The sequence below is a fragment of the Gardnerella sp. DNF00257 genome (assembly GCF_049262745.1).
Classification (GTDB): domain Bacteria; phylum Actinomycetota; class Actinomycetes; order Actinomycetales; family Bifidobacteriaceae; genus Bifidobacterium; species Bifidobacterium piotii.
In genome coordinates, this window is the sequence record NZ_CP058403.1 from 1,221,171 (window position 1) to 1,241,373 (window position 20,203).

The following is a 20,203-nucleotide window of genomic DNA, read 5'->3' on the forward strand; positions in this document are numbered from 1 at the left end:
AAATACTACTTAGCAACCTGCTTATTATTGCTGTGATCAAACAGGAATCCAGCATACTGGAATTGCTCAGTTTGAGCCTTAGCTTGACGCAAAGTATCCAAACCAACACCAGCAATAATCAGAATTGTTGTACCACCAAATGGAAGCTTCATATTAAGATGCAAAGACATAATCAAAACCGTTGGAATCAAAGCCACAAACAGCAAGTAAATAGCACCAACTGTGTTAAGCCTATTCATAACGTAGCTAAGATAACGGCTTGTAGCGCTACCAGCGCGAATACCAGGAATAAATCCGCCGTATTCCTTCATGTTGTCTGCAGTCTCATCTGGATTAAAAGTAATCTCGGTGTAGAAGAAGCAGAAGAACACAATCATAACGGTGTACAACGCTATGTACCAAGCAGAAGTAGAGTTTGCTAAATTGGCATTAATCCAACGCACCCAATCCTTACGACTATCTCCAAACTGAGCAAGAAGTGTTGGAATAGCAAGAATCGAAGACGCAAAGATTGGTGGAATAACGCCACTCATATTCACCTTTAATGGCAAGTATGTGGAAGAACCACCGTACATCTTGCGACCAATCATTCGGCGCGTGTACTGAACAGGGATTCTACGCTGAGCAAGCTCCACAAAGTCAACGAAAATAAGAATCACAAGGAAAACGCCAGCAACAATGGAGAACTTAGTCCAATCTCCATTAAGGCCATTCGTACCCCAACCGATTTCCCACAACTTTGGAAGGAATCCAGAGCAGATAGACATAAAGATTAATACAGACATACCCTGGCCAATACCCTTATCTGTAATAAGCTCTGCCATCCACATTATGAGGCCAGTGCCACCAGTCATGATTAAGACCATTACAATAAGGCTCCACATAGAACCGTCTGGAATAACTTGGCCGCATTGATAGTTAAATAGCGCGCCAGAACGAGCCGTAACCAAAATGGTAGTTGATTGCAAAACAGCCAAACCGATGGTTAAGTAACGGGTGTACTGAGTAAGCTTTGTTTCTCCAGATTGACCTTCTTTGTGAAGAGCCTCAAAGCGTGGAATCACAACTCTAAGCAACTGAATAACAATGGACGCCGTAATGTATGGCATAACACCCAATGCAAAAATCGAAAGCTGCAAAAGAGAACCGCCAGAGAACAGATTCACCAACCCAATAAAGTTCTCGCTAGAAGAAGCCAGCTTAGCGGTGCAAGCTCGAATAACTTTGTAGTCAACTCCAGGAATCGGAATAAATGAGCCGATTCGGTAGATAATAATCATTGCGAAGACGAAGAGGATCTTATTCCTCAACTCCTTCGTCTTGAAGGCCTGGATTAACGTTTTCACCTGGGTCTTCCTCCCTTTTTTGCGCTACGATCTAGGCGCACCAGTAAAAAAACAAACTCTGAGGCAATAGTTTATATCACGGTACATACTGAAACAATAATTGAGTGAGTTTTGCAATAAAATAATCCCCCCAGCGCAAACTAGGGGGATTATTAAACAGTTAAATCACTGCGTTAATTAGCATTACTAGCTTAAGTATTACTACTTATTACTACTCTTCGCTAACAGAGCCACCAGCAGCTTCGATCTTGGCTTTAGCGGATGCAGAAGCCTTAACTCCCTTAAGAGTCAAAGCAACCTTAAGATCGCCATCGCCCAAAACCTTAACTGGGTAACCATCACGCACAGCGCCCTTAACTACCAAATCAGCAACAGTGACTTCACCACCCTTTGGGAAGAGTTCTGCAAGGGCTGCAACATTAACAACCTGGAACTCCTTCTTGAATGGGCTCTTAAAGCCACGAAGCTTAGGCAAGCGCATGTAAAGTGGAAGCTGGCCGCCTTCAAAGCCTGGACGAACTTGGTAACGCTTCTTCGTACCTTTGTCTCCACGACCCGAAGTCTTACCCTTAGAGCCTTCACCACGACCCACGCGGATGCGATCCTTCTTAGCTCCTGGAGCTGGACGCAACGTGTGCATGTGCAACATTGGTTCTTCATTAGCCATAATCAGTCAACCTCCTCAACGCTCAGCAAGTGGCGAACGGCCATAACCAAGCCACGATTGACTGAATTGTCCTCGCGAACAACGCTTTGACCAATCTTGTGAAGGCCAAGAGTCTTAACGTTAGCGCGCTGACGCTCGGTGGAATGAACCAAACCGTGCACCAGAGTGATCTTTAAGTTAGCCATCACTCACCATCCTTTGCCTGGGCAGCCTTAGCAGCCTGAGCTTCTTCACGAGCCTTGCGTGCTTCGGCAATGCCAGCAGCGCGCTCACGAAGCAATGCGTCTGGTGCAACTTCCTCGAGGGAAAGTCCACGACGAGCGCAAATTTCTTCTGGCTCTTCAAGCTTCTTCAAAGCATCCACAGTAGCGCGAACCACGTTAACAGCGGTTGCGGAGCCCATGGACTTGGTGAGGATATCGGTAATGCCAGCGCACTCCATAACAGCACGCACAGCGCCACCAGCGATTACACCAGTACCTGGAGCAGCTGGACGAAGCAAAACTGTACCAGCAGCATCGTGACCCAACACAGGGTGAGTCACGGTACCACGAATGCGTGGAACAGTAAACATGTGCTTCTTAGCGTCAAGCTGACCCTTAGCGATAGCTGCTGGAACTTCGCGAGACTTACCGTAACCAACACCAACAGTGCCCTTACCGTCGCCAACAACAACAAGTGCTGCAAAGCTAAAGGTACGGCCACCCTTGTGGGTCTTGGAAACACGGTTAATAGTAACTACGCGATCCAAAAGCTCTTCGCCGCGGTTTTCTTCACGACGGCTACGACGTTCGCTACGCTTACCTTCGCCCTTAGAACGACGGGAACGACGATCGTCGGTACGCTCCTCAGCGGATGCCTGAGTGTTCTGAGTTTCTTCAGCCACTTGGGTTTCCTTTTCGTTATCGCTCACAGTGCTAGACCTCCCTGACGGGCGCCTTCAGCTACGGCTGCGACGCGACCATGATACTTATTACCGCCACGATCGAAGATAACAGCGGTGATTCCCGCTTCCTTCGCCTTGGCTGCGATTAACTCGCCAACCTTGGTAGCAGCTTCAGTCTTCGTACCAGTAAAACCAGCGAAGTCAGAAGTCAAGGTGGAAGCGCTTACAAGGGTAAGACCCTTAGTGTCATCCACAATCTGAGCAACCATGTGACGGTTAGAACGAGAAACTACCAAACGTGGGCGCTCTGGAGTGCCAGAGATGCGCTTACGAAGGCGGGCGTGACGACGCAAACGTGCGACTTTGGTACCCTTACCGAAAATCTTAACGCTCATATCACTTACCAGCCTTTCCAGCCTTGCGCAAAATACGCTCATCGCTGTACTTAATGCCCTTGCCCTTATAAGGTTCTGGAGCACGAAGCTTGCGAATGTTAGCGGCAGCCTGACCAACGGCCTGCTTGTCAGTACCCTTGACGATTACCTGATTTGCGTTTGGCAATTCAAACTCAATGCCCTCAGGTGGCTGAACGGTAATAGTGTGCGAATAGCCGAGCGAGAACTCAATGCCCTTGCCCTTCATTACAGCACGATAACCAGTTCCAACAATGTCTAGAGTCTTGGCGTAGCCTTCGTGCACACCCTTAACCATAGACGCCACGATTGCGCGAGCCAAGCCGTGCTTTGCACGAGTTGGACGCAAATCGTCAACTGGGGTCAAAACGATCTTGCCATCAGCAACTTCAGCGGTAATACCTTCTGGAATTACATAGGAATCAGAACCCTTAGCACCCTTAGCGCTAAAGGACTGACCTTCAATCTTAACTTCCACGCCTGCAGGAATGTCGACGGGGAGCTTACCAATATGCGATGCCATTTTCAGCTCTCCTTTCTCACCATACGTAGGCGACGATTTCGCCGCCAATGCCTCGATCGAGGCATTCCTTCTGAGTCAACAATCCCGAGCTGGTCGAGATAATAGCGATACCGAGACCGCCAAGAGGCATAGGCAAAGAATCAGACTTTGCGTAACGACGCAAGCCTGGCTTAGAGATGCGCTTAATGCCCTGGATGGAACGCTGACCATTGGAGCCGTACTTTAACGTAACTTCCAAAGTCTGTCCAACCTTAGCTTCTTTAGCAGCAAAGTCTTTAATGTAGCCTTCGCGCTTAAGAATCTCGGCGATATTCGCCTTGAATTTGGAGTACGGCATTTCCACGATATCGTGCTTTGCCGCGCTCGCATTACGCAGACGTGTCAACATGTCTGCGATAGGATCTGTCATTGTCATGTTGGGCTAACGCCCTTTCTCGCCGTGGTTTCCACCGCCTGTTTGTTATTTATAAAGCAGTGGACCTTCAGCGTCGATATTTACCAACTGGACTTCGTAACACCCGGCAACTCACCGCGATGTGCCTTTTCACGAAGGCATACACGGCACAGACCGAACTTGCGATACACGGAGTGAGGACGACCACAAACCTGGCAACGCGTATAAGCGCGCACCTTGAACTTCGGCTTAGCGGCCGCCTTGTTTTTCAGAGCGGTTTTTGCCATATCAGTTCTCCTTGAATGGGAAACCGAGGTGCTTAAGTAGCGACTTCGCTTCCACATCGTCCTTGGTGGTGGTCACCACGGTGATGTCCATACCACGCTGATGATCAATCGAATCAGGATCAATCTCGTGGAACATTGATTGCTCCGTAAGACCGAAGTTGTAATTACCCTGACCGTCGAACTGGTTGCCATTAATACCACGGAAATCGCGGATACGTGGCAAAGCCAGAGTGAGCAAACGATCCAAGAATTCCCACATACGATCGCCACGAAGAGTTACGTAAGCGCCAATAGCTTGGCCTTCGCGCAAATGGAACTGCGCAACAGACTTCTTAGCCTTAGTAACCTTTGGCTTCTGACCAGTGATCAAAGTGAGATCCTTAATCGCACCTTCGATGAGCTTGGAATCGCGAGCTGCAGCGCCAACGCCCATAGAGACGACGACCTTCTGCAAACGAGCCACCTGCATAGGATTAGTGTGGCCAAATTCCTTTTCCAAAGCTGGAACGATTTGATCATTGTATTGCTGCTTTAAGCGCGGAGTTGCCGGCGCCTCAACTGTAGTATCGGTCATGCCAGCTCCTTTCCGGACTTCTTAGCTACACGCACGCGCACGGTCTTTACTTTGCCGTCGCGAGCTTCTTGCTTAACAATCACGCCCACGCGGGTTGGCTGCTTTGTCTCTGGGTCAATCACCATAACGTTAGAACGGTGAATTGGAGCCTCAACAGAGACGATGCCTGCCTGCTGACCCTGCTGGGTAGCACGCACATGCTTCTTAACAACCTGAACACCCTCGACGATCAAACGGTCTTCGGCGAGTACACGAAGTACTTTGCCTTCCTTACCGCGATCCTTGCCGCGGATAACCTTTACCTGGTCGCCGGACTTAATCTTGGCTACCATCTCAGATCACCTCCGGGGCGAGGGACACAATCTTCATGAAGCGCTTATCGCGCAATTCACGACCGACTGGTCCAAAGATACGAGTGCCCTTTGGTTCACGGCCGGAGCCGAGAATAACAGCGGCGTTCTCGTCGAACTTAATATAGGAACCATCAACACGACGATGTTCCTTGACAGTACGGACGACGACAGCCTTAACTACGTCGCCTTTCTTGACCGACCCGCCAGGAATAGCATCCTTAACGGAGGCGACGATAATGTCGCCGATGCCGGCATAGCGTCGCTTCGATCCACCGAGCACGCGGATGGCAAGTAATTCCTTAGCACCCGTGTTGTCGGCGACATGAAGCCGCGTTTCCTGCTGAATCATTGATTCTCCTTAGTCGAGCTGGTTCTCCCCGCTCACCCGTACCGCTCAAATAAGCAGCACAGGTGAAGCGCGGAGCCTTGCTGAACTTGTTTACTTGGCGCGCTCGATAATCGAGTCGAGACGCCAACGCTTGGTCTTGCTCAAAGGCCGAGTTTCCATAATACTCACGAGGTCGCCAATATGCGCCTCATTGTGTTCATCATGGGCCTTGACCTTGCGGGTGGAGCGGACGACTTTACCGTAAAGTGGGTGTGTCGAACGCTGCTCCAGCTCCACGGCAATCGTCTTGTCCATGGCCTCGGACACGACGTAGCCGCGACGAACCTTGCGGAAGTTGCGCTCTTGGTTCTCAGCCATGCTTACTTCTCCTTGACCTCAGTGGCGCCAGGCTCTTGGCTGATGCCGAGTTCACGCTCACGCAGGATAGTATACATCCTGGCTATGTCGTGCTTGACCGCCTTGAGGCGAGCGCTGTTTTCAAGTTGACCAGTTGCTGCCTGGAAGCGCAAGTTAAAAAGCTCTTCCTTAGACTTCTTTAAGAAGCCTTCGATTTCAGCATTAGTCTTCTCGTTTAAATTCTTGATGGTGTAGTCTGCAGTTCCGACTGGCATCAGATGTCACCGCCTTCACGCGCAATAACACGGCATTTCATTGGGAGCTTGTCGATAGCGCGGCGCAAAGCCTCGCGAGCGACGTCCTCAGAAACACCACCGATCTCGAACATTACACGACCTGGGTGAATGTTGGCAATCCAGAATTCTGGAGCACCTTTACCGGAACCCATTCGTGCACCAAGCGGGTGCTTGGTTAATGGACGATCAGGGAAAACCGTAATCCACACGCGACCACCACGCTTAATATAGCGGGTCATTGCGATACGGGCTGCCTCGATCTGACGGTTAGTGATGTACGCCGGAGCCAGCGCCTGAATACCGAAATCGCCGAAAGCGATAGCGGTTCCACCCTTAGACATGCCGCTACGGGTAGGACGGTGCTGCTTGCGATATTTAGTCCTTTTTGGGATAAGCATCTGCTCACTCCTTCGTTTCCGTTGCGGCAGGAGCTTCAGCAGCTACAGCCTCGGCTGGCTTTTCAGCCTGTGCCTCGGTAGCCTTCTGCTGATTGGCAGAGCGTGCTCCACGACGTGGACGACGATCGCCACGGCGACCTTCACGCTTACCCTGCTGAGCCTGCTGCTCTTCAAACTCACGCTCAGTCATATCGCCCTTGTAAATCCAAACCTTTACGCCAATACGGCCGTAAGTGGTCTTGGCCTCAAAGAAGCCGTAATCAATAAGGGCGCGCAAGGTCTGCAGTGGAACGCGACCTTCGCGGTAGAACTCAGAACGGCTCATTTCGGCGCCACCAAGGCGACCAGAGAGCTTAATACGGATACCCTTGGCACCTGCACGCATTGCGTCTTGCTGTGCCTTACGCATAGCACGACGGAATGTAACGCGGTTAGTCAACTGTTCCGCAATTCCCTGAGCAACTAATTGAGCGTCAAGTGCAGCGTTCTTTACTTCAAAGATGTTGAGCTGTACTTGCTTACCAGTGAGCTTCTCAAGCTTTGCACGAACACGCTCGGCTTCTGCGCCACGACGACCGATAATAATACCTGGACGAGCGGTGTGAATATCCACACGAACGCGGTCACGGGTACGCTCGATAACAATGCGGGACACGCCTGCACGTTCGAGGTCATGGCTCATTTCCTTGCGAATCTTGTCATCCTCAAGGACGAAGTCACGGTAACGCTCGCCGGCTTTAGTATAGTCGGAGAACCACCTAGAGCGATGATTCTCGGTAATGCCCAGGCGATAGCCGAAAGGATTGATCTTCTGACCCATCTTTAGCGATCCCCTTCCTTAAGCGAGACGATAACAGTGATATGGCTTGTGCGCTTGTTAATGCGCGCAGCGCGACCCTGTGCACGAGCGCGGAAACGCTTAAGCGTTACACCCTCATCCACATAAGTTTCCTTGATGACCAAGTTTTGCTCGCGGAATGGTTCTCCAGCTTTCTCAGCCTTAACGCGAGCATTAGCGATCGCGCTTTCAAGAACCTTGCGCACCGGCAACGATGCGTCTTGAGGAGCAAACTTCAAAATGGTAATAGCTTCGCTTGCACGCTTGCCTCGGATGAGGTCGACCATGCGGCGAGCCTTGCGCGGCGTCACACGTACGTGACGAGCGATTGCTTTAGCTTCCATGTGTCCTAACTCTCCTTTAGCGGCGTGCTTTCTTGTCGTCCTTCACATGACCCTTGAAGGTCTTGGTTGGGGCGAATTCACCGAGCTTATGACCAACCATTGCTTCGGTAACGAATACCGGCACATGCTTGCGGCCATCGTGTACGGCAAAGGTGTGTCCAATGAAATCAGGAGTGATCATCGAACGACGCGACCACGTCTTGATGACGTTATGCGTGCCCTTGTCGTTTTGTTCATCGACTTTCTTCTGTAAGTGGGCGTCGACGAAAGGGCCCTTCTTGATGCTACGAGTCATCTGTTCGACACTCCCTTACTTGCGGTTCTTACCATTCGGACGACGACGAACAATCATCTTGTTCGAAGCCTTCTTCGGACGGCGGGTACGAACCTCGCCCTTGCCCCATGGAGAAACAGGTGGTTTACCACCACGGGTACGACCACCATGAGGGTGATCAACAGGGTTCATAGATTCGCCTCGGGTGATTGGCCTGCGACCAAGCCAACGAGCACGACCTGCCTTACCAAGCTCGATATTAGCGTGGTCGGAGTTGCCAACCTCGCCGATTGTAGCGCGGCAACGAGCGTCCACGTTACGAATTTCGCCAGATGGCATACGCAACTGAGCGTAAGCACCATCCTTAGCTACGAGCTGAACGGCAGCACCTGCGGAGCGTGCAATCTTTGCGCCACCAAGTGGACGAAGCTCGATTGCGTGAACCACGGTACCAGTTGGGATGTTCTTAAGAGGCAAGTTGTTGCCTGGCTTAATATCAGCCTGGGCGCCAGTCTCAATAACATCTCCCTGGGAAATGCCTTCAGGAGCGATAATGTAGCGCTTCTCACCATCTGCATAATGCAACAATGCGATGCGAGCGGAACGGTTAGGGTCATACTCAATATGAGCGACCTTGGCTGGCACGCCATCCTTGTCCCAACGCTTAAAATCGATGAGACGATACTGACGCTTGTGTCCGCCGCCGCGATGGCGGGAAGTCATGCGACCGTAAGAGTTACGACCGCCAGTTTTGCTGAGTTTGCGTACCAACGACTTTTCAGGAGTAGAACGCGTAATCTCGGAGAAGTCCGAAACCGAAGCGTTACGACGTCCTGCAGTCGTAGGCTTATAAACGCGGATAGCCATAATATAGTATTCCTTTACTTTTCTCGGCTAGCCTTCAGTTACCAAAGATATCGATTGTCTGGCCTTGTGCCACGGTGACAATAGCGCGCTTTTGATTCACACGACGACCGAAGCCGGTGCGAGAGCGCTTGAGCTTGCCAGCGCGATTCAAGGTGTTAACATTCGTTACCTTGACTTTGAAGATTTCTTCGATAGCCTGCTTGATCTGAACCTTGTTAGCGTTTGGAGCTACAACGAAGGTGTACTGGCCACGATCGGAAGCTGCATAGCTTTTTTCAGAAACAACTGGCTTTAAAATGATGTCATGTGCTGGGTTATGGACTGCGACCATTTAAATCAGGCCTCCTTAACTTCAGGCTCGGTCTTAGCTGCAACGAAGGCTTCGAAACCTTCCTTGGAGAAGACGACATATTGAGCGGTGATGACATCGTAGGTGTTGAGCTGATCAGCGAAGATCACATGCACCGTAGGAATGTTACGAACAGACATCCACTCGTTAATGTTCTCGCGAGAGAGAACAACAGTGGTGAACTGATCCTTAGTTACTGGTGTGAGTGCTGCAACAGCTGCCTTTGTGGATGGAACATCCTTAATGCCAAAGTCCACAATTGCAATGCGACCAGCATTTGCACGATCCGAAAGAGCATAACGAAGAGCAGCTGCCTTCATCTTCTTTGGAGTACGCTGATCGTACTTGCGAGGAACTGGGCCGTGCACAACGCCACCATGTACCCACTGTGGAGCACGAATGGAGCCTTGACGAGCACGACCAGTGCCCTTTTGCTTCCATGGCTTCTTACCGCCACCAGATACGTTAGCGCGATTCTTAACCGCGTGAGTACCCTGGCGAGCAGCAGCAAGCTGAGCAATAACGACCTGATGAACCAATGGGCCGTGAGCTAAAACGTCTTCGTTGGAGATGCCGAAAATCTCGGCAGGAGCTTCAACAGTGCCGTTTGCATTACCCTTGGTGTCAGTTACGTTCAGAGTTACGTTTGCCATTTAAATCAGGCTCCCTTCACTGCCGAACGGACTAGAACGATAGCACCCTTAGGTCCTGGAATAGCACCCTTGATAGCTAAAATACCGTTCTCAACATCCGAAGAAACGATTGTGAGGTTGAGCGCAGTAGAAGTCACATGACCCATGCGACCAGCCATACGCTTGCCCTTCAAAATGCGGCTTGGAGTTGCACATGCGCCCACAGAACCTGGACGACGTTCATTCTTGTGCGAGCCGTGAGTACGACGGTAAGACTTGAAGCCCCAACGCTTGATTGTGCCAGCAAAGCCTTTACCCTTTGTAGTACCCGTTACGTCAACTTCTGCACCTTCAGCAAATACCTCAGCGGTCAATTCCTGACCTGGCTTGTAATCTGCTGCATTTTCAGTGCGCACCTCAGCGAGGTGACGACGAGGAGTCACGCCAGCCTTTGCAAAGTGACCAGCCAATGGCTTGGTAACCTTGGTAGGATCAATCTGGCCATAACCGAGCTGTACGGCGCAATAACCGTCAGTTTCTTCGGTCTTAACAGCGGTAACTACGTTGGTAGCAACCTCAACCAGAGTTACGGGGACAAAAAGGCCGTTTTCATCCCAAACCTGGCTCATGCCCAGCTTACGGCCGAGCAAAGCAGTGCGATTCTTATTTTGCGACATTATTTACCCCCCTTCCTACAGCTTAATCTCGATATTTACATCCGCAGGCAGGTCAATGTGCATCAAAGAATCCACAGCCTTTGGCGTTGGATCAACGATGTCAATGAGGCGCTTATGAGTGCGCATCTCGAAATGCTCGCGAGAATCCTTGTATTTGTGAGGAGAACGGATAACAACAAACACGTTCTTCTCGGTCGGCAGAGGAACCGGACCCACTACTGTGGCGCCCGCGTTCGTCACCGTCTCGACGATTTTCTTCGCCGATTGGTCGATGACCTCATGGTCATAGGACTTAAGCCTGATGCGGATTTTCTGTCCCGCCATTGCCGTCCGCCCTTTCTAGCGATTCGTTTACTGTTTACCAACCTGTATCAAAGGGCACCGGGAGAATAGACACTAAAGGCCATTCCACATCAGTGCGCAGCCTACAAAAATCAACAAAAAACTGCGATTTCTGCTTCTGCGCTCGCTTTTTTGAATTACAATATGCGAGCCTTAAAAACAGGCAACTAAGTAATTAAACCATCAACCTTGGATTAACAAAAATCGGGCGTGTCGGCTATTTTCCAACGAAAAATGGCAGAAACTACAGCTAGTGCAGCCTCTGCCATTTGTAACTAAATATGCAATAATCATTCAATAATTATCTAGATAATCACTTAGATAACCACTCAAATAATCATGCAATAAATTTTACTTAAATTCTACTTCGATTCACGCTGTAGGCGCATACGATGTCCTTCTTCTTGAGAAACACCATAATACGCTGCAATCGCAATATCCTTCATATCTTCGATTTGAGGAATACGCGGATTTGCAGGAGCACACTGATCTTCGTAAGCACGCATACCAATCTGATCCAACAAAGACCAGTAGTATTCTTCGTCCACACCGCACGCCTTAAACGAAGCATCCATGCTAAGGAGATTATCCCTATAATTTTCAACAGCGCGCGCCAAATTCTCCACGCCCTCTTGAGGAGTTTTACCAGGATTTACACCAAGATTCTTAGCAAGCTGCTGGTAACGCTCTGGAGCGATATAGCGATTGTACTTTGGCCAGCTTGTAGGCTCTTGTGGAATTTGACCATTGTAGCGAATTACATAAGGAAGCAAAATCGCATTTGTGTGGCCGTGCGCAACGTGGCACAAAGCTCCGATTGTATGCGCCATTGCGTGGCACATTCCAAGGAACGCCGAGCCAAACGCCATTCCAGCCATCGTAGCTGCATTATGCATCTTCTCTTGAGCTTGAATCTTGCGCTCGGAATCGTTGGAATTCACAGAATCGTTAAGATTCTCCCAAATCAACTTTGCTGCATGCAATGCCATTGCATCAGTAAAGTCGTTAGCATAAACAGATGCAAAAGCTTCCATAGAGTGAGTCAAAGCGTCAAAACCAGAATCGCAAGCAAGTTTTCTAGGCTGCGTACGCGCCAAAACTGGATCCACAATTGCAACCGAAGGCGTAATCGCGTAATCCGTAATCGGGTACTTGTAACCAGTCTTATGGTCTGTAATAACAGCAAACGGAGTAACTTCCGATCCAGTTCCAGAAGACGTTGGCACGCAAATTAAGCAAGCCTTTTTACCAAGAGGCGGAATCTTAAACGCACGCTTTCTAATATCAAAGAACTTCTCGCGCAAATCTGCGAAGGAAATTTCTGGGTGCTCGTAAAGAAGCCACATAATTTTTGCAGCATCCATAGGAGATCCGCCGCCAACAGCAATAATCGTGTCTGGCTGGAATTCTTCGCGCATCATTTCCGCGCCGCGCTCAACAGTTTCAACGCTTGGCTCTGGCTCAACGTAATCAATAATCCTAAACGTTACGCGATTGTCTCTAGCGCGAAGCTGATCAATCACCTTGTCTATAATGCCAAGCTGTTCCATCACTTTATCGCACACAATAACAGCGCGCTCAATGCCATACATGTCTCGCAAATAGCGAACAGCATTCGGCTCAAAATACGTTTTGGCCGGAATCTTGAACCATTGCATATTGTTATTCCTTCGCGCTATGCGCTTTATATTAATAAGATTTACCGCTTGAACGTTTCCAGAAACAGAGTTTCCGCCATAAGAACCGCATCCCAATGTAAGAGAAGGCGCGATTGCGTTGTAGATGTCTCCAACGCCACCCAAAGATCCTGGGGAGTTCCAAATGATTCGGCAAGCATGCATACGGCTGCCGTATTCTCGAGCAAGCTGCTGATTATTGGTGTGAATCACAGCAGTGTGGCCAGCTCCGTGCACAAGCATTTTCTCGCACATTTCAAAGCCTTGTTCCTTGTTATCTGCGCGAAGCAAAGCGTGAACAGGAGCCAACTTTTCCATTGTTAGAGGCTCCATCTCGCCAACTTCCTTGCACTCAGCAATAAGAATCACGGCATCTTCTGGAATCTCAAATCCTGCTTGTTGCGCAATAAATTGAGGCGACTTTCCAGGAACAACAGAATTAAGCTTTGGAGTTTGGCCACTATAAGACGTGCAACCAAACATGTATTGCTCAAGCTTTGCTTTTTCTTCTTCGTTTACAAAGTAAGCTTTACGGCGCTTTAATTCGAGCTTCAAAGCATCATACACATCTTTATGCGCAATAATCGCCTGCTCTGTTGCGCAAATCATGCCGTAATCAAAATGCTTTGAAAGCACCAAATCGTTTGCAGCGCGCTCAACGTCTACATCTGCATCAACGTATGCTGGCGCGTTTCCTGCGCCCACGCCAAGTGCTGGCTTACCAGAAGAATAAGCAGCTTTAACCATTCCAGGGCCACCTGTTGCAAGAATTGTTGCAACATCTGGGTGCTTCATTAAAGCTCCCGTAGCTTCGATTGATGGATGCTCAATCCACTGAATGCAATTTTCTGGCGCTCCTGCTTCTATTGCTGCATCGCGCACAATTCTTGCTGCTTCCGCGGAGCACTTTTGAGCAAATGGGTGGAATCCAAAAATAATTGGGCAACGAGTTTTAAGCGCGATTAGCGACTTAAAAATGGCTGTAGACGTTGGATTTGTTACTGGCGTAACGCCTGCAACAATGCCAACTGGCTCAGCGATTTCGTCGATTCCAAGAACATCATCTTCTCTAATAATGCCTACAGTGCGCTGGCCTGCAAGATAATGCGTAATATGTTCGCATGCAAAAATGTTTTTTGTAGCTTTATCTTCTACTAATCCTCTGCCTGTTTCTTCAACAGCCATTTTTGCTAAGACTAAATGCTTGTTCAGAGCTGCAATCGATGCTTTTGCTACAATTCTGTCTACTTGAGTTTGATTTAACTTTTCAAATTCATCTAAAGCGACTTTTGCTTTTTTAGCTAACTCATCAACTTCTTGTTTTGCAACTAATGCCGCTTGCTCTTTTTCATCGAGCACATTTTCTTGCGCTGTTTCTTGCGCTTGCGCCATTTGGTCCTCCTTGATCTTTAGATTCCTTACGTACTTCTACGCTTTTTGCACATCAACATTTACATGCATAATCTTCTATGAAAGACGCATCATAATGCTGGTATGTGATACATTTCACAATTTACTTGAATTACTGTACTATTTTGGCTTTGCAGCGAGTTGCGCTATTTATGAGCGAGGTTTATCCTCTAATGTTCGTTATTTGTTCTTATTTGTAATGATTTATGTGCGATTTGCTGAAAAATTTTCTAGAATGTTAGCTTTAGATGTTACTTACAAACGATTAATAACATTTAACTTGATTCTAGATTACACACAAATAAAAAATGGCTCCCAGCATGAGCCAGGAGCCATTGAAGTTGTAATTCTTCGCAGCTTAACGCTTCGAGAACTGAGGTGCACGACGTGCCTTGTGCAAACCAGCCTTCTTACGTTCCACAACGCGAGCGTCGCGGGTCAAGAAGCCAGCCTTCTTCAAGGAAGCACGGTTTGCATCGCGGTCAATAGCGTTCAAAGCGCGGGCAACGCCCAAGCGAATTGCGCCAGCCTGACCAGTGGTGCCGCCGCCGTCTACCAAAACGACAACGTCGAACTTACCTTCAAGCTTTAGAAGCACGATTGGGGAATTAACTTCGCGCTGCAATAAGCGAGATGGGAAGTATTCCTCAAGAGTGCGGCCATTAATAGTCCACTTACCAGAACCTGGAACCAAGCGAACGCGAGCAACGGCTTCCTTACGACGACCAGTGCCATAGCCTGGAGCGATAGCGGAAGTACCAGTGCCTGCACCAGCGTTGGTTTCGGTGGTGTAGCTAGTCAGTTCTTCTTCGTTCTCAAGAACCGCGGAGTTGTTGTTATCTACCATAATCATATTCTCCTTACGATTCACTTAGCCTGCTGGCTAACCTGAGAGATCTCAAAGACCTGTGGCTTTTGCGAAATATGAGGATGCTCAGCGCCAGTGAACACACGAAGGCGATCAAGCTGAACCTTAGCAAGACGATTCTTTGGAAGCATTCCCCTAACAGCGGAAACGATGATGCGCTTTGGATTCTTCTCCAAAAGCTCAGCATAGCTATCGCGGCGAAGTCCGCCTGGACGGCCAGAGTGGGAATACAATTCCTTGCTCAACTTATTGCCAGTCAAAGCAATCTTATCTGCGTTAATAATAATAACGTGATTGCCAGAATCAGCGTGAGGAGCATAAGTTGGCTTATTCTTACCACGAAGCAAAATAGCTACCTGGGAAGCCAAGCGACCAAGCACCACATCAGTGGCGTCGATAATGTACCAGTCATGAGTTAAATCTGCTGGTTTCGGTGTGAAAGTCTTCACAATCGTACCTTTTCTCTATTGTGTTTCGAGCTTTATATCTTCTTGGTTTATAGAAGATACTCTACTCATAATCCGTGGGCTCCCTGAAAGTCCTCGATGGCGAGTGGGAAAAGCGCTTTGAAGGACCCCTTAGGGAAACACAACAATCTGCAAGTATATCGCCATATGACGACTATTTGCAAACTTCTATTTTACATACAACGCGGACTACAACGTTATGCAAATGCGGACTACAACGCTCGCAAGTCAAAAACAAACGCTGCAGCCCGCAATTAATAATGCATCTACCTCTATTTATTCATCTCTATTTATTCATGATTTGCGCTAAAGACTTAACTCTAGGCAAGTCGAATAAATCGTCCAAAAGAACAGGATTGCAATCAGCATCTGCCAAAGGAATACGCCAATTTGGATATTCGTCGTTAGTTCCAGGCTGATTTTGCGCTCTGTGCTCGCCAGTGGCGTCAACAATCGACGCAGCAAGCAACTTAGAAGGCGCAGCTTTAAGCGCTTTATACAACGCTTCTACAATCTCTTGCTCATGCTGCGACTCGTCTTCTAGCGCACTTTCGCTTAAGAATCCGCCAGAAACAAGCATCTTAAGCATTGCGTTATGCTCTTTAACAGCATCGGCGCGGAACTCTTCTACAGAGCCAGTAAGAAGATTCAAACGCTCGCGAATATTAACGTGCTCGTAGTTTAAGTACCCTGCAGCAGGTGGCATATCGTGAGTATTTACAGATGCAAGCGTCATTTCGCGCCACTTCTTAGGCTCGCGGAATGCGCCATCTCTCTGTTCAAACCACTCAACCGTGCATCCAAGAACCTTATTCTTAGCCAAAACATCTAGAGCTTCAGCTGGCACAACGCCAAGATCTTCTCCAACTACAACGCCATTTGCGCGCGTGGCTTCAATCGCAAGAATGCCAAGCATAACGTTTGCATCGTAGTAAACATAAGCTCCGTCTCCTGGAGTAGATCCTTCTGGAATCCACCAAAGTCGGAAAAGTCCAAGAATATGGTCGATTCGCACAGCTCCTGCAGAAGCAAACATGCCATGAACCATATCTCTGTAGGTCTTAAAGCCTGTGCGCTCAAGCTCAAATGGATTAAGCGGAGGCTGAGACCAGTTTTGACCTTGCTGATTGAAGTAATCAGGAGGCGCACCAACGCAAGCACCATTGGCGAATCGCTCTGGATTCCACCAAACTTCCGATCCTGCTGGATGCACGCCAACAGCCATATCCGACATAATTCCAATGCGCATTCCTGCTTTTTTAGCTGCCATTTGCGCATCGTGCAACTGGCCGAACGCAACCCACTCAAGCCAACGATAAAACTCTAGCGTGTCTGGGAATTGCTTTGCTAAAGCGCTAATCTCATCGGAATCTTTAGTAAGATGCTTCTCCCAGCAATCATCGCCATTAGGCGCACCCCACTTGTCGTAGCAAAGGCACCAAGTTGCGTAGGATTCAAGCGTGTCTCCCATATCTTTCTTAAACGCTTCAAACTTTTGCGCGCGCTTATCTGACATGCCCGACTTAAAAATAATCCACAAAGCGTGCATTTTTACGCGCCACATTGCGTCGCGATCAATAATTTGCGCATCATTATTAAGCGGCTCTACTTGATTATGCAAATCGTCAACGCTTTTGCGATCTTGATCGCTAAGAAGATTATATTCTGGAATGCTTTCTGGGCGAATATACGTAACGTTTACCATAGACCTAGCAACAGGCAAATATGGCGAAGGCGTTAACGGAGCAACTGGCTCTCCAGCATGAAGCGGATTTACAAGAACAAAGTCCGCTCCCGACTTTTCTTTAGCTTTAACAAGCAAATCCGCCAAATCTGCGTAATCGCCAACTCCCCAAGACTTAGAGGAGCGGATTGAATAAAGCTGAGCCATCCAACCCCAAATTTGCTTGCCATCTTTTTCTAGTTTCTCAATAGTATCAATGCTTTCTGGCGCACTAATAAGAGTGGCCTCTTCTACGCGGTTCTCAACACTAACACGCAAAGTGTGGTAGCCCATTGGAACGTCTGCAGGAATCTTAAGCAAAGAAGTTGCTACAAACTTGCCGTCTACTGGAATTGCAACGTCATTTTGAGAAGGCAAAATCTGCAAATCACCCTTGTATTCACTGCCATCTTCCAAAATAAGCGTTGCTGTAGGATACTCTAAAATCCCAGTATTTATACTTACTTCGCTTTCTTTACCAACTGTGTGCAAAACTGTTGGAGCAACTAGGCGAGTGTGACGCTCGCTAAGAATTTTTTGAGTTGCTTCTTCGATTTGCTTATTGTTTTGAGCTTCTACGCATAGCGATTGCAATACTTTTACAAGTACGCTATCTGCTATTTTGTGCTCTACGCCATCCGATCCAACAAATTTTGAGCGAACGCCCATTAGTTCAGCCAAATGTATTAACGGACTTGTTGGCTGCACTGTTTCTTCATTTTTAGTGTTCATATTTTCCATCGAGTCTATTTGTGGGGTTTTAATGCAAACGTATGCAATTATTATTCATTTTACTTTTATACTCAAGACTTATTTTTATATTTAAGACTTATTTAAGACTTTTGACGCAGCAAGCGAGACATCCGAGTCCTTATCTTTAGACAAAGCAATCAAAGTTGGCTGCGACACACCAGGATTAAGAGCCACTGCTCTTCTTACCATTGCAGAGAGCACAGGAGAATCGTCACTTTCTTCGCTTGCACCAAGAGAAGCCAAGTAATCCAACGTTTTTGTGCTAACACCATTTATTTGCGCACCTTCTAATCGCATTTTCCAAGATGTTCGCGGATTGCACAAAGCGGCATCTCTAACTTGTGCACAAGAATCTTTAGTAAGCCTTCCAACTAGCCAATTCTTAGCATTTTCGTTCTTTGCAACAGCTAAGCGAACATTACTTGATTCGTCTTGAGAAAGCTTAACCAAGATATTCGGGAATGGCATTACTGTTGCTAAGTGAATGCGATCTTCTTCTGGAGTGTTTGAATTGCCTGCTACAGCTTCCAAGAGTGCAGTCGCTCTAGAAAATCCTGCCTGATCAGACCTATCTGGCAACTCTTTTACAGCAAATTCATGCAATTCTTTAGAATCACTGGAATGCCTTAAATGCTCATACACCGCGGTTAACGGCTCATATAAATTGCTAGAATCATTAGATTCAATAGATAAATCGCGGCTTGCACCATTGCCTAAATCATCGTTTTGCTCAACGCCATTAAGCTTTTGCGTATCATTCATAAACGACTCACCAACCTTTGCTTAATCACTTATATAATCTATCAGCTTTGTAACACAAATCTTAAAACCAAGAATCAAACAAGTGTCAAATAAGAATCAAACAAGAATCACTAAAATAAAAATCAGCAAATTCTAGTGCAAACACCACAAAAATCTGGAATTATTACTCCAGAAAACGTATTTTTTACTGCTTCAAGGAATCTATCTGATTCTTCACGCGGCAAACTCACTGTTAATTCAATAGAAACGCCGTATTCTTCGCTTATAATTTCCGCATTATTTTTTAACAATAAATGCTTAAACATTCTTAAATGCGAGTACTCAACTTTGCAAGAAAAACAATTACACTCTACAATATCCGCTATTTTACTAGACTTTATAGCACCTGCAGCCGAAGCAGAATACGCTCTTATTAAACCACCAGAGCCAAGCAAAATCCCACCAAAATAGCGCGTAACTGTTACAACTGCGTCTACAACATTAGAAGACCTAATAACATCTAAAATTGGCTTACCTGCAGTGCCAGATGGCTCGCCGTCATCGCTCATACGCTCGCACAATCTGCCATTTTTATCTGCGTAAATCGCAGCGTACGCAACATGCCTTGCTTTGGGGTGAATCATCCTAATTGACTCTACAAACTCAAGCGCTTCTTCAGCACTAGAAACGTGGCAAGCATCCGAAATAAATTCGGACTTCTTTTCCACAAAAGCAAAGTGCGCAGGATTCTCACATAAATCAGTTACGGTTCGCATATTCTTCATATTCGATATTTGATATTCGATACTCAATGCTGAATACTCGATATTTAATATTCAAATCGTTTTCAATTCAAACAGTCTTAAAGCTACAAAAGATTATATGCAACCACTAGAATTACAAATCACAAATCACAAATCGCAAGTCACAAATCACGACTTATCGTAGCGCATTAAGTGATCTACAACGTCTACAAGCTCCGCAACTTTCTTATCTGTAACATTTTTATTTCCAGCGTCTTGCGCCTCTTCTAATGCCTTCGATATTTCTTGATGAGCAACTATAAGCGCAACCGCCCTAAGAGCTGCCGTAGATGCAGAAAGTTGCATAAGAATATTATTGTAGTCTTCTCCCTTTTCAACCATATTTTCAACAGCGTGAACTTGTCCACATACTCTATGCAAGCGAACCAGCATCTTTGCTTTGTCTATGTTGTAGTCACTCATAAAAACCTCATCTGAAAACAGTGCTTTTATATACTATTTACATGATAATTGTGCGTTGTATAGTACGCAAAACTATAAGCACCAAAAAGCTATGTTTATAGAATAAATTATGCATATTATACAACGCAACTATTTATCTGTTTTAATACCTTATTAATATATCTCAATATACATCTTTTACAAATTTATGCACA

29 protein-coding genes are annotated in these 20,203 nt (G+C 47.3%); all 29 read right to left on the reverse strand.

Annotated features, from left to right (window positions below; translation table 11 throughout):
- Nucleotides 1-5: 5 nt before the first annotated feature.
- The 29 genes from secY to HXT23_RS04855 all read right to left on the reverse strand — a co-directional run bounded on the left by secY (nucleotide 6) and on the right by HXT23_RS04855 (nucleotide 20,009).
- Nucleotides 6-1,346: a preprotein translocase subunit SecY gene (secY, locus tag HXT23_RS04715; RefSeq protein ID WP_016635990.1), complete on the reverse strand. Its 1,341-nt coding sequence runs from the start codon at nucleotides 1,344-1,346 to the stop codon at nucleotides 6-8.
- 211 nt (nucleotides 1,347-1,557) lie between these two features.
- On the reverse strand, nucleotides 1,558-2,013 hold the full coding sequence (rplO, locus tag HXT23_RS04720; protein ID WP_004131703.1) for a 50S ribosomal protein L15: 456 nt from the start codon (nucleotides 2,011-2,013) through the stop codon (nucleotides 1,558-1,560).
- A gap of 2 nt (nucleotides 2,014-2,015) precedes the next feature.
- The gene (gene rpmD, locus HXT23_RS04725; RefSeq protein ID WP_004131702.1) at nucleotides 2,016-2,198 is read right to left on the reverse strand and encodes a 50S ribosomal protein L30; all 183 of its coding nucleotides are present in this window, start codon (nucleotides 2,196-2,198) and stop codon (nucleotides 2,016-2,018) included.
- A complete protein-coding gene (rpsE, locus tag HXT23_RS04730) occupies nucleotides 2,198-2,926 on the reverse strand; it encodes a 30S ribosomal protein S5 (RefSeq protein WP_004131701.1) in 729 nt (242 codons plus the stop codon). Before rpsE ends, rpmD begins: the two co-directional genes overlap by 1 nt.
- Nucleotides 2,923-3,294, reverse strand: coding sequence for a 50S ribosomal protein L18 (gene rplR, locus HXT23_RS04735; protein WP_004114376.1), 372 nt, complete (start codon nucleotides 3,292-3,294; stop codon nucleotides 2,923-2,925). Before rplR ends, rpsE begins: the two co-directional genes overlap by 4 nt.
- Before the next feature lies 1 nt (nucleotide 3,295).
- Entirely contained in the window at nucleotides 3,296-3,835 is a 540-nt protein-coding gene (gene rplF / locus HXT23_RS04740; RefSeq protein WP_004133436.1) for a 50S ribosomal protein L6, read from the reverse strand.
- 16 nt (nucleotides 3,836-3,851) lie between these two features.
- On the reverse strand, nucleotides 3,852-4,250 hold the full coding sequence (rpsH, locus tag HXT23_RS04745) for a 30S ribosomal protein S8 (protein ID WP_004131699.1): 399 nt from the start codon (nucleotides 4,248-4,250) through the stop codon (nucleotides 3,852-3,854).
- A gap of 80 nt (nucleotides 4,251-4,330) precedes the next feature.
- Nucleotides 4,331-4,516 carry a type Z 30S ribosomal protein S14 gene (locus tag HXT23_RS04750; RefSeq protein WP_004114370.1) on the reverse strand — a complete coding sequence of 62 codons (186 nt, stop codon included), beginning with the start codon at nucleotides 4,514-4,516 and terminating at the stop codon, nucleotides 4,331-4,333.
- Between the two features lies 1 nt (nucleotide 4,517).
- A complete protein-coding gene (gene rplE / locus HXT23_RS04755; RefSeq protein ID WP_004114368.1) occupies nucleotides 4,518-5,090 on the reverse strand; it encodes a 50S ribosomal protein L5 in 573 nt (190 codons plus the stop codon).
- Nucleotides 5,087-5,422 (reverse strand): 50S ribosomal protein L24, encoded by a 336-nt coding sequence (gene rplX / locus HXT23_RS04760; protein WP_004114367.1) that lies wholly within the window; start codon nucleotides 5,420-5,422, stop codon nucleotides 5,087-5,089. Before rplX ends, rplE begins: the two co-directional genes overlap by 4 nt.
- Nucleotide 5,423: 1 nt before the next feature.
- Nucleotides 5,424-5,792: a 50S ribosomal protein L14 gene (gene rplN, locus HXT23_RS04765; protein WP_004114366.1), complete on the reverse strand. Its 369-nt coding sequence runs from the start codon at nucleotides 5,790-5,792 to the stop codon at nucleotides 5,424-5,426.
- A 90-nt stretch (nucleotides 5,793-5,882) separates the two neighbouring features.
- Nucleotides 5,883-6,149, reverse strand: a complete 267-nt coding sequence (gene rpsQ / locus HXT23_RS04770; protein WP_004114365.1) for a 30S ribosomal protein S17 — start codon at nucleotides 6,147-6,149, stop codon at nucleotides 5,883-5,885.
- Nucleotides 6,150-6,151: 2 nt separating this feature from the next.
- Nucleotides 6,152-6,403, reverse strand: a complete 252-nt coding sequence (gene rpmC / locus HXT23_RS04775) for a 50S ribosomal protein L29 (RefSeq protein WP_004105502.1) — start codon at nucleotides 6,401-6,403, stop codon at nucleotides 6,152-6,154.
- Complete coding sequence (gene rplP, locus HXT23_RS04780) at nucleotides 6,403-6,822, reverse strand: 50S ribosomal protein L16 (RefSeq protein ID WP_004114362.1); 420 nt, start codon at nucleotides 6,820-6,822, stop codon at nucleotides 6,403-6,405. Before rplP ends, rpmC begins: the two co-directional genes overlap by 1 nt.
- A gap of 4 nt (nucleotides 6,823-6,826) precedes the next feature.
- Nucleotides 6,827-7,642, reverse strand: a complete 816-nt coding sequence (rpsC, locus tag HXT23_RS04785; protein WP_422112765.1) for a 30S ribosomal protein S3 — start codon at nucleotides 7,640-7,642, stop codon at nucleotides 6,827-6,829.
- A 2-nt stretch (nucleotides 7,643-7,644) separates the two neighbouring features.
- Nucleotides 7,645-8,004 carry a 50S ribosomal protein L22 gene (rplV, locus tag HXT23_RS04790; protein WP_004131697.1) on the reverse strand — a complete coding sequence of 120 codons (360 nt, stop codon included), beginning with the start codon at nucleotides 8,002-8,004 and terminating at the stop codon, nucleotides 7,645-7,647.
- A gap of 16 nt (nucleotides 8,005-8,020) precedes the next feature.
- Nucleotides 8,021-8,299: a 30S ribosomal protein S19 gene (gene rpsS, locus HXT23_RS04795; protein WP_004114357.1), complete on the reverse strand. Its 279-nt coding sequence runs from the start codon at nucleotides 8,297-8,299 to the stop codon at nucleotides 8,021-8,023.
- A 15-nt stretch (nucleotides 8,300-8,314) separates the two neighbouring features.
- Entirely contained in the window at nucleotides 8,315-9,145 is an 831-nt protein-coding gene (gene rplB, locus HXT23_RS04800; RefSeq protein WP_004114355.1) for a 50S ribosomal protein L2, read from the reverse strand.
- Between the two features lie 34 nt (nucleotides 9,146-9,179).
- Nucleotides 9,180-9,476 (reverse strand): 50S ribosomal protein L23, encoded by a 297-nt coding sequence (rplW, locus tag HXT23_RS04805; RefSeq protein ID WP_004114354.1) that lies wholly within the window; start codon nucleotides 9,474-9,476, stop codon nucleotides 9,180-9,182.
- A 5-nt stretch (nucleotides 9,477-9,481) separates the two neighbouring features.
- Entirely contained in the window at nucleotides 9,482-10,147 is a 666-nt protein-coding gene (gene rplD, locus HXT23_RS04810) for a 50S ribosomal protein L4 (RefSeq protein WP_004133440.1), read from the reverse strand.
- Nucleotides 10,148-10,152: 5 nt separating this feature from the next.
- Nucleotides 10,153-10,803 (reverse strand): 50S ribosomal protein L3, encoded by a 651-nt coding sequence (rplC, locus tag HXT23_RS04815; protein ID WP_004116043.1) that lies wholly within the window; start codon nucleotides 10,801-10,803, stop codon nucleotides 10,153-10,155.
- A gap of 15 nt (nucleotides 10,804-10,818) precedes the next feature.
- On the reverse strand, nucleotides 10,819-11,127 hold the full coding sequence (rpsJ, locus tag HXT23_RS04820; protein WP_003808013.1) for a 30S ribosomal protein S10: 309 nt from the start codon (nucleotides 11,125-11,127) through the stop codon (nucleotides 10,819-10,821).
- Nucleotides 11,128-11,507: 380 nt separating this feature from the next.
- Nucleotides 11,508-14,213 carry a bifunctional acetaldehyde-CoA/alcohol dehydrogenase gene (gene adhE / locus HXT23_RS04825; RefSeq protein WP_128832005.1) on the reverse strand — a complete coding sequence of 902 codons (2,706 nt, stop codon included), beginning with the start codon at nucleotides 14,211-14,213 and terminating at the stop codon, nucleotides 11,508-11,510.
- Nucleotides 14,214-14,589: 376 nt separating this feature from the next.
- On the reverse strand, nucleotides 14,590-15,078 hold the full coding sequence (gene rpsI, locus HXT23_RS04830) for a 30S ribosomal protein S9 (protein WP_004131694.1): 489 nt from the start codon (nucleotides 15,076-15,078) through the stop codon (nucleotides 14,590-14,592).
- A 20-nt stretch (nucleotides 15,079-15,098) separates the two neighbouring features.
- Entirely contained in the window at nucleotides 15,099-15,548 is a 450-nt protein-coding gene (gene rplM / locus HXT23_RS04835; protein WP_004131693.1) for a 50S ribosomal protein L13, read from the reverse strand.
- A 304-nt stretch (nucleotides 15,549-15,852) separates the two neighbouring features.
- Entirely contained in the window at nucleotides 15,853-18,021 is a 2,169-nt protein-coding gene (gene malQ / locus HXT23_RS04840; RefSeq protein ID WP_422113085.1) for a 4-alpha-glucanotransferase, read from the reverse strand.
- Between the two features lie 90 nt (nucleotides 18,022-18,111).
- Entirely contained in the window at nucleotides 18,112-18,804 is a 693-nt protein-coding gene (locus tag HXT23_RS04845) for an AbrB family transcriptional regulator (RefSeq protein ID WP_422112766.1), read from the reverse strand.
- 122 nt (nucleotides 18,805-18,926) lie between these two features.
- Nucleotides 18,927-19,568 (reverse strand): IMPACT family protein, encoded by a 642-nt coding sequence (locus HXT23_RS04850; RefSeq protein WP_016635654.1) that lies wholly within the window; start codon nucleotides 19,566-19,568, stop codon nucleotides 18,927-18,929.
- Nucleotides 19,569-19,715: 147 nt separating this feature from the next.
- Complete coding sequence (locus HXT23_RS04855) at nucleotides 19,716-20,009, reverse strand: metal-sensitive transcriptional regulator (protein WP_422112767.1); 294 nt, start codon at nucleotides 20,007-20,009, stop codon at nucleotides 19,716-19,718.
- Nucleotides 20,010-20,203 lie beyond the last annotated feature (194 nt).

Excerpts from the sequence above, each read along its gene's own strand:
- rpsC (WP_422112765.1), bottom strand. The coding sequence starts at position 7,642 with ATGGGTCAGAAGATCAATCCTTTCGGCTATCGCCTGGGCATTACCGAG.
- rplN (WP_004114366.1), bottom strand. The coding sequence starts at position 5,792 with ATGATTCAGCAGGAAACGCGGCTTCATGTCGCCGACAACACGGGTGCT.
- rplR (WP_004114376.1), bottom strand. The coding sequence starts at position 3,294 with ATGAGCGTTAAGATTTTCGGTAAGGGTACCAAAGTCGCACGTTTGCGT.
- rplF (WP_004133436.1), bottom strand. The coding sequence starts at position 3,835 with ATGGCATCGCATATTGGTAAGCTCCCCGTCGACATTCCTGCAGGCGTG.
- rpsI (WP_004131694.1), bottom strand. The coding sequence starts at position 15,078 with ATGGTAGATAACAACAACTCCGCGGTTCTTGAGAACGAAGAAGAACTG.
- rpsQ (WP_004114365.1), bottom strand. The coding sequence starts at position 6,149 with ATGGCTGAGAACCAAGAGCGCAACTTCCGCAAGGTTCGTCGCGGCTAC.
- HXT23_RS04850 (WP_016635654.1), bottom strand. The coding sequence starts at position 19,568 with ATGAAGAATATGCGAACCGTAACTGATTTATGTGAGAATCCTGCGCAC.
- rpmD (WP_004131702.1), bottom strand. The coding sequence starts at position 2,198 with ATGGCTAACTTAAAGATCACTCTGGTGCACGGTTTGGTTCATTCCACC.
- rplB (WP_004114355.1), bottom strand. The coding sequence starts at position 9,145 with ATGGCTATCCGCGTTTATAAGCCTACGACTGCAGGACGTCGTAACGCT.
- rplV (WP_004131697.1), bottom strand. The coding sequence starts at position 8,004 with ATGGAAGCTAAAGCAATCGCTCGTCACGTACGTGTGACGCCGCGCAAG.
- rplX (WP_004114367.1), bottom strand. The coding sequence starts at position 5,422 with ATGGTAGCCAAGATTAAGTCCGGCGACCAGGTAAAGGTTATCCGCGGC.
- rpsH (WP_004131699.1), bottom strand. The coding sequence starts at position 4,250 with ATGACAATGACAGATCCTATCGCAGACATGTTGACACGTCTGCGTAAT.
- rpmC (WP_004105502.1), bottom strand. The coding sequence starts at position 6,403 with ATGCCAGTCGGAACTGCAGACTACACCATCAAGAATTTAAACGAGAAG.
- rplD (WP_004133440.1), bottom strand. The coding sequence starts at position 10,147 with ATGGCAAACGTAACTCTGAACGTAACTGACACCAAGGGTAATGCAAAC.
- malQ (WP_422113085.1), bottom strand. The coding sequence starts at position 18,021 with ATGAACACTAAAAATGAAGAAACAGTGCAGCCAACAAGTCCGTTAATA.
- rpsS (WP_004114357.1), bottom strand. The coding sequence starts at position 8,299 with ATGACTCGTAGCATCAAGAAGGGCCCTTTCGTCGACGCCCACTTACAG.
- rplP (WP_004114362.1), bottom strand. The coding sequence starts at position 6,822 with ATGCTTATCCCAAAAAGGACTAAATATCGCAAGCAGCACCGTCCTACC.
- adhE (WP_128832005.1), bottom strand. The coding sequence starts at position 14,213 with ATGGCGCAAGCGCAAGAAACAGCGCAAGAAAATGTGCTCGATGAAAAA.
- rpsJ (WP_003808013.1), bottom strand. The coding sequence starts at position 11,127 with ATGGCGGGACAGAAAATCCGCATCAGGCTTAAGTCCTATGACCATGAG.
- rplC (WP_004116043.1), bottom strand. The coding sequence starts at position 10,803 with ATGTCGCAAAATAAGAATCGCACTGCTTTGCTCGGCCGTAAGCTGGGC.
- rplO (WP_004131703.1), bottom strand. The coding sequence starts at position 2,013 with ATGGCTAATGAAGAACCAATGTTGCACATGCACACGTTGCGTCCAGCT.
- HXT23_RS04750 (WP_004114370.1), bottom strand. The coding sequence starts at position 4,516 with ATGGCAAAAACCGCTCTGAAAAACAAGGCGGCCGCTAAGCCGAAGTTC.
- HXT23_RS04845 (WP_422112766.1), bottom strand. The coding sequence starts at position 18,804 with ATGAATGATACGCAAAAGCTTAATGGCGTTGAGCAAAACGATGATTTA.
- rplW (WP_004114354.1), bottom strand. The coding sequence starts at position 9,476 with ATGGTCGCAGTCCATAACCCAGCACATGACATCATTTTAAAGCCAGTT.
- HXT23_RS04855 (WP_422112767.1), bottom strand. The coding sequence starts at position 20,009 with ATGAGTGACTACAACATAGACAAAGCAAAGATGCTGGTTCGCTTGCAT.
- rplE (WP_004114368.1), bottom strand. The coding sequence starts at position 5,090 with ATGACCGATACTACAGTTGAGGCGCCGGCAACTCCGCGCTTAAAGCAG.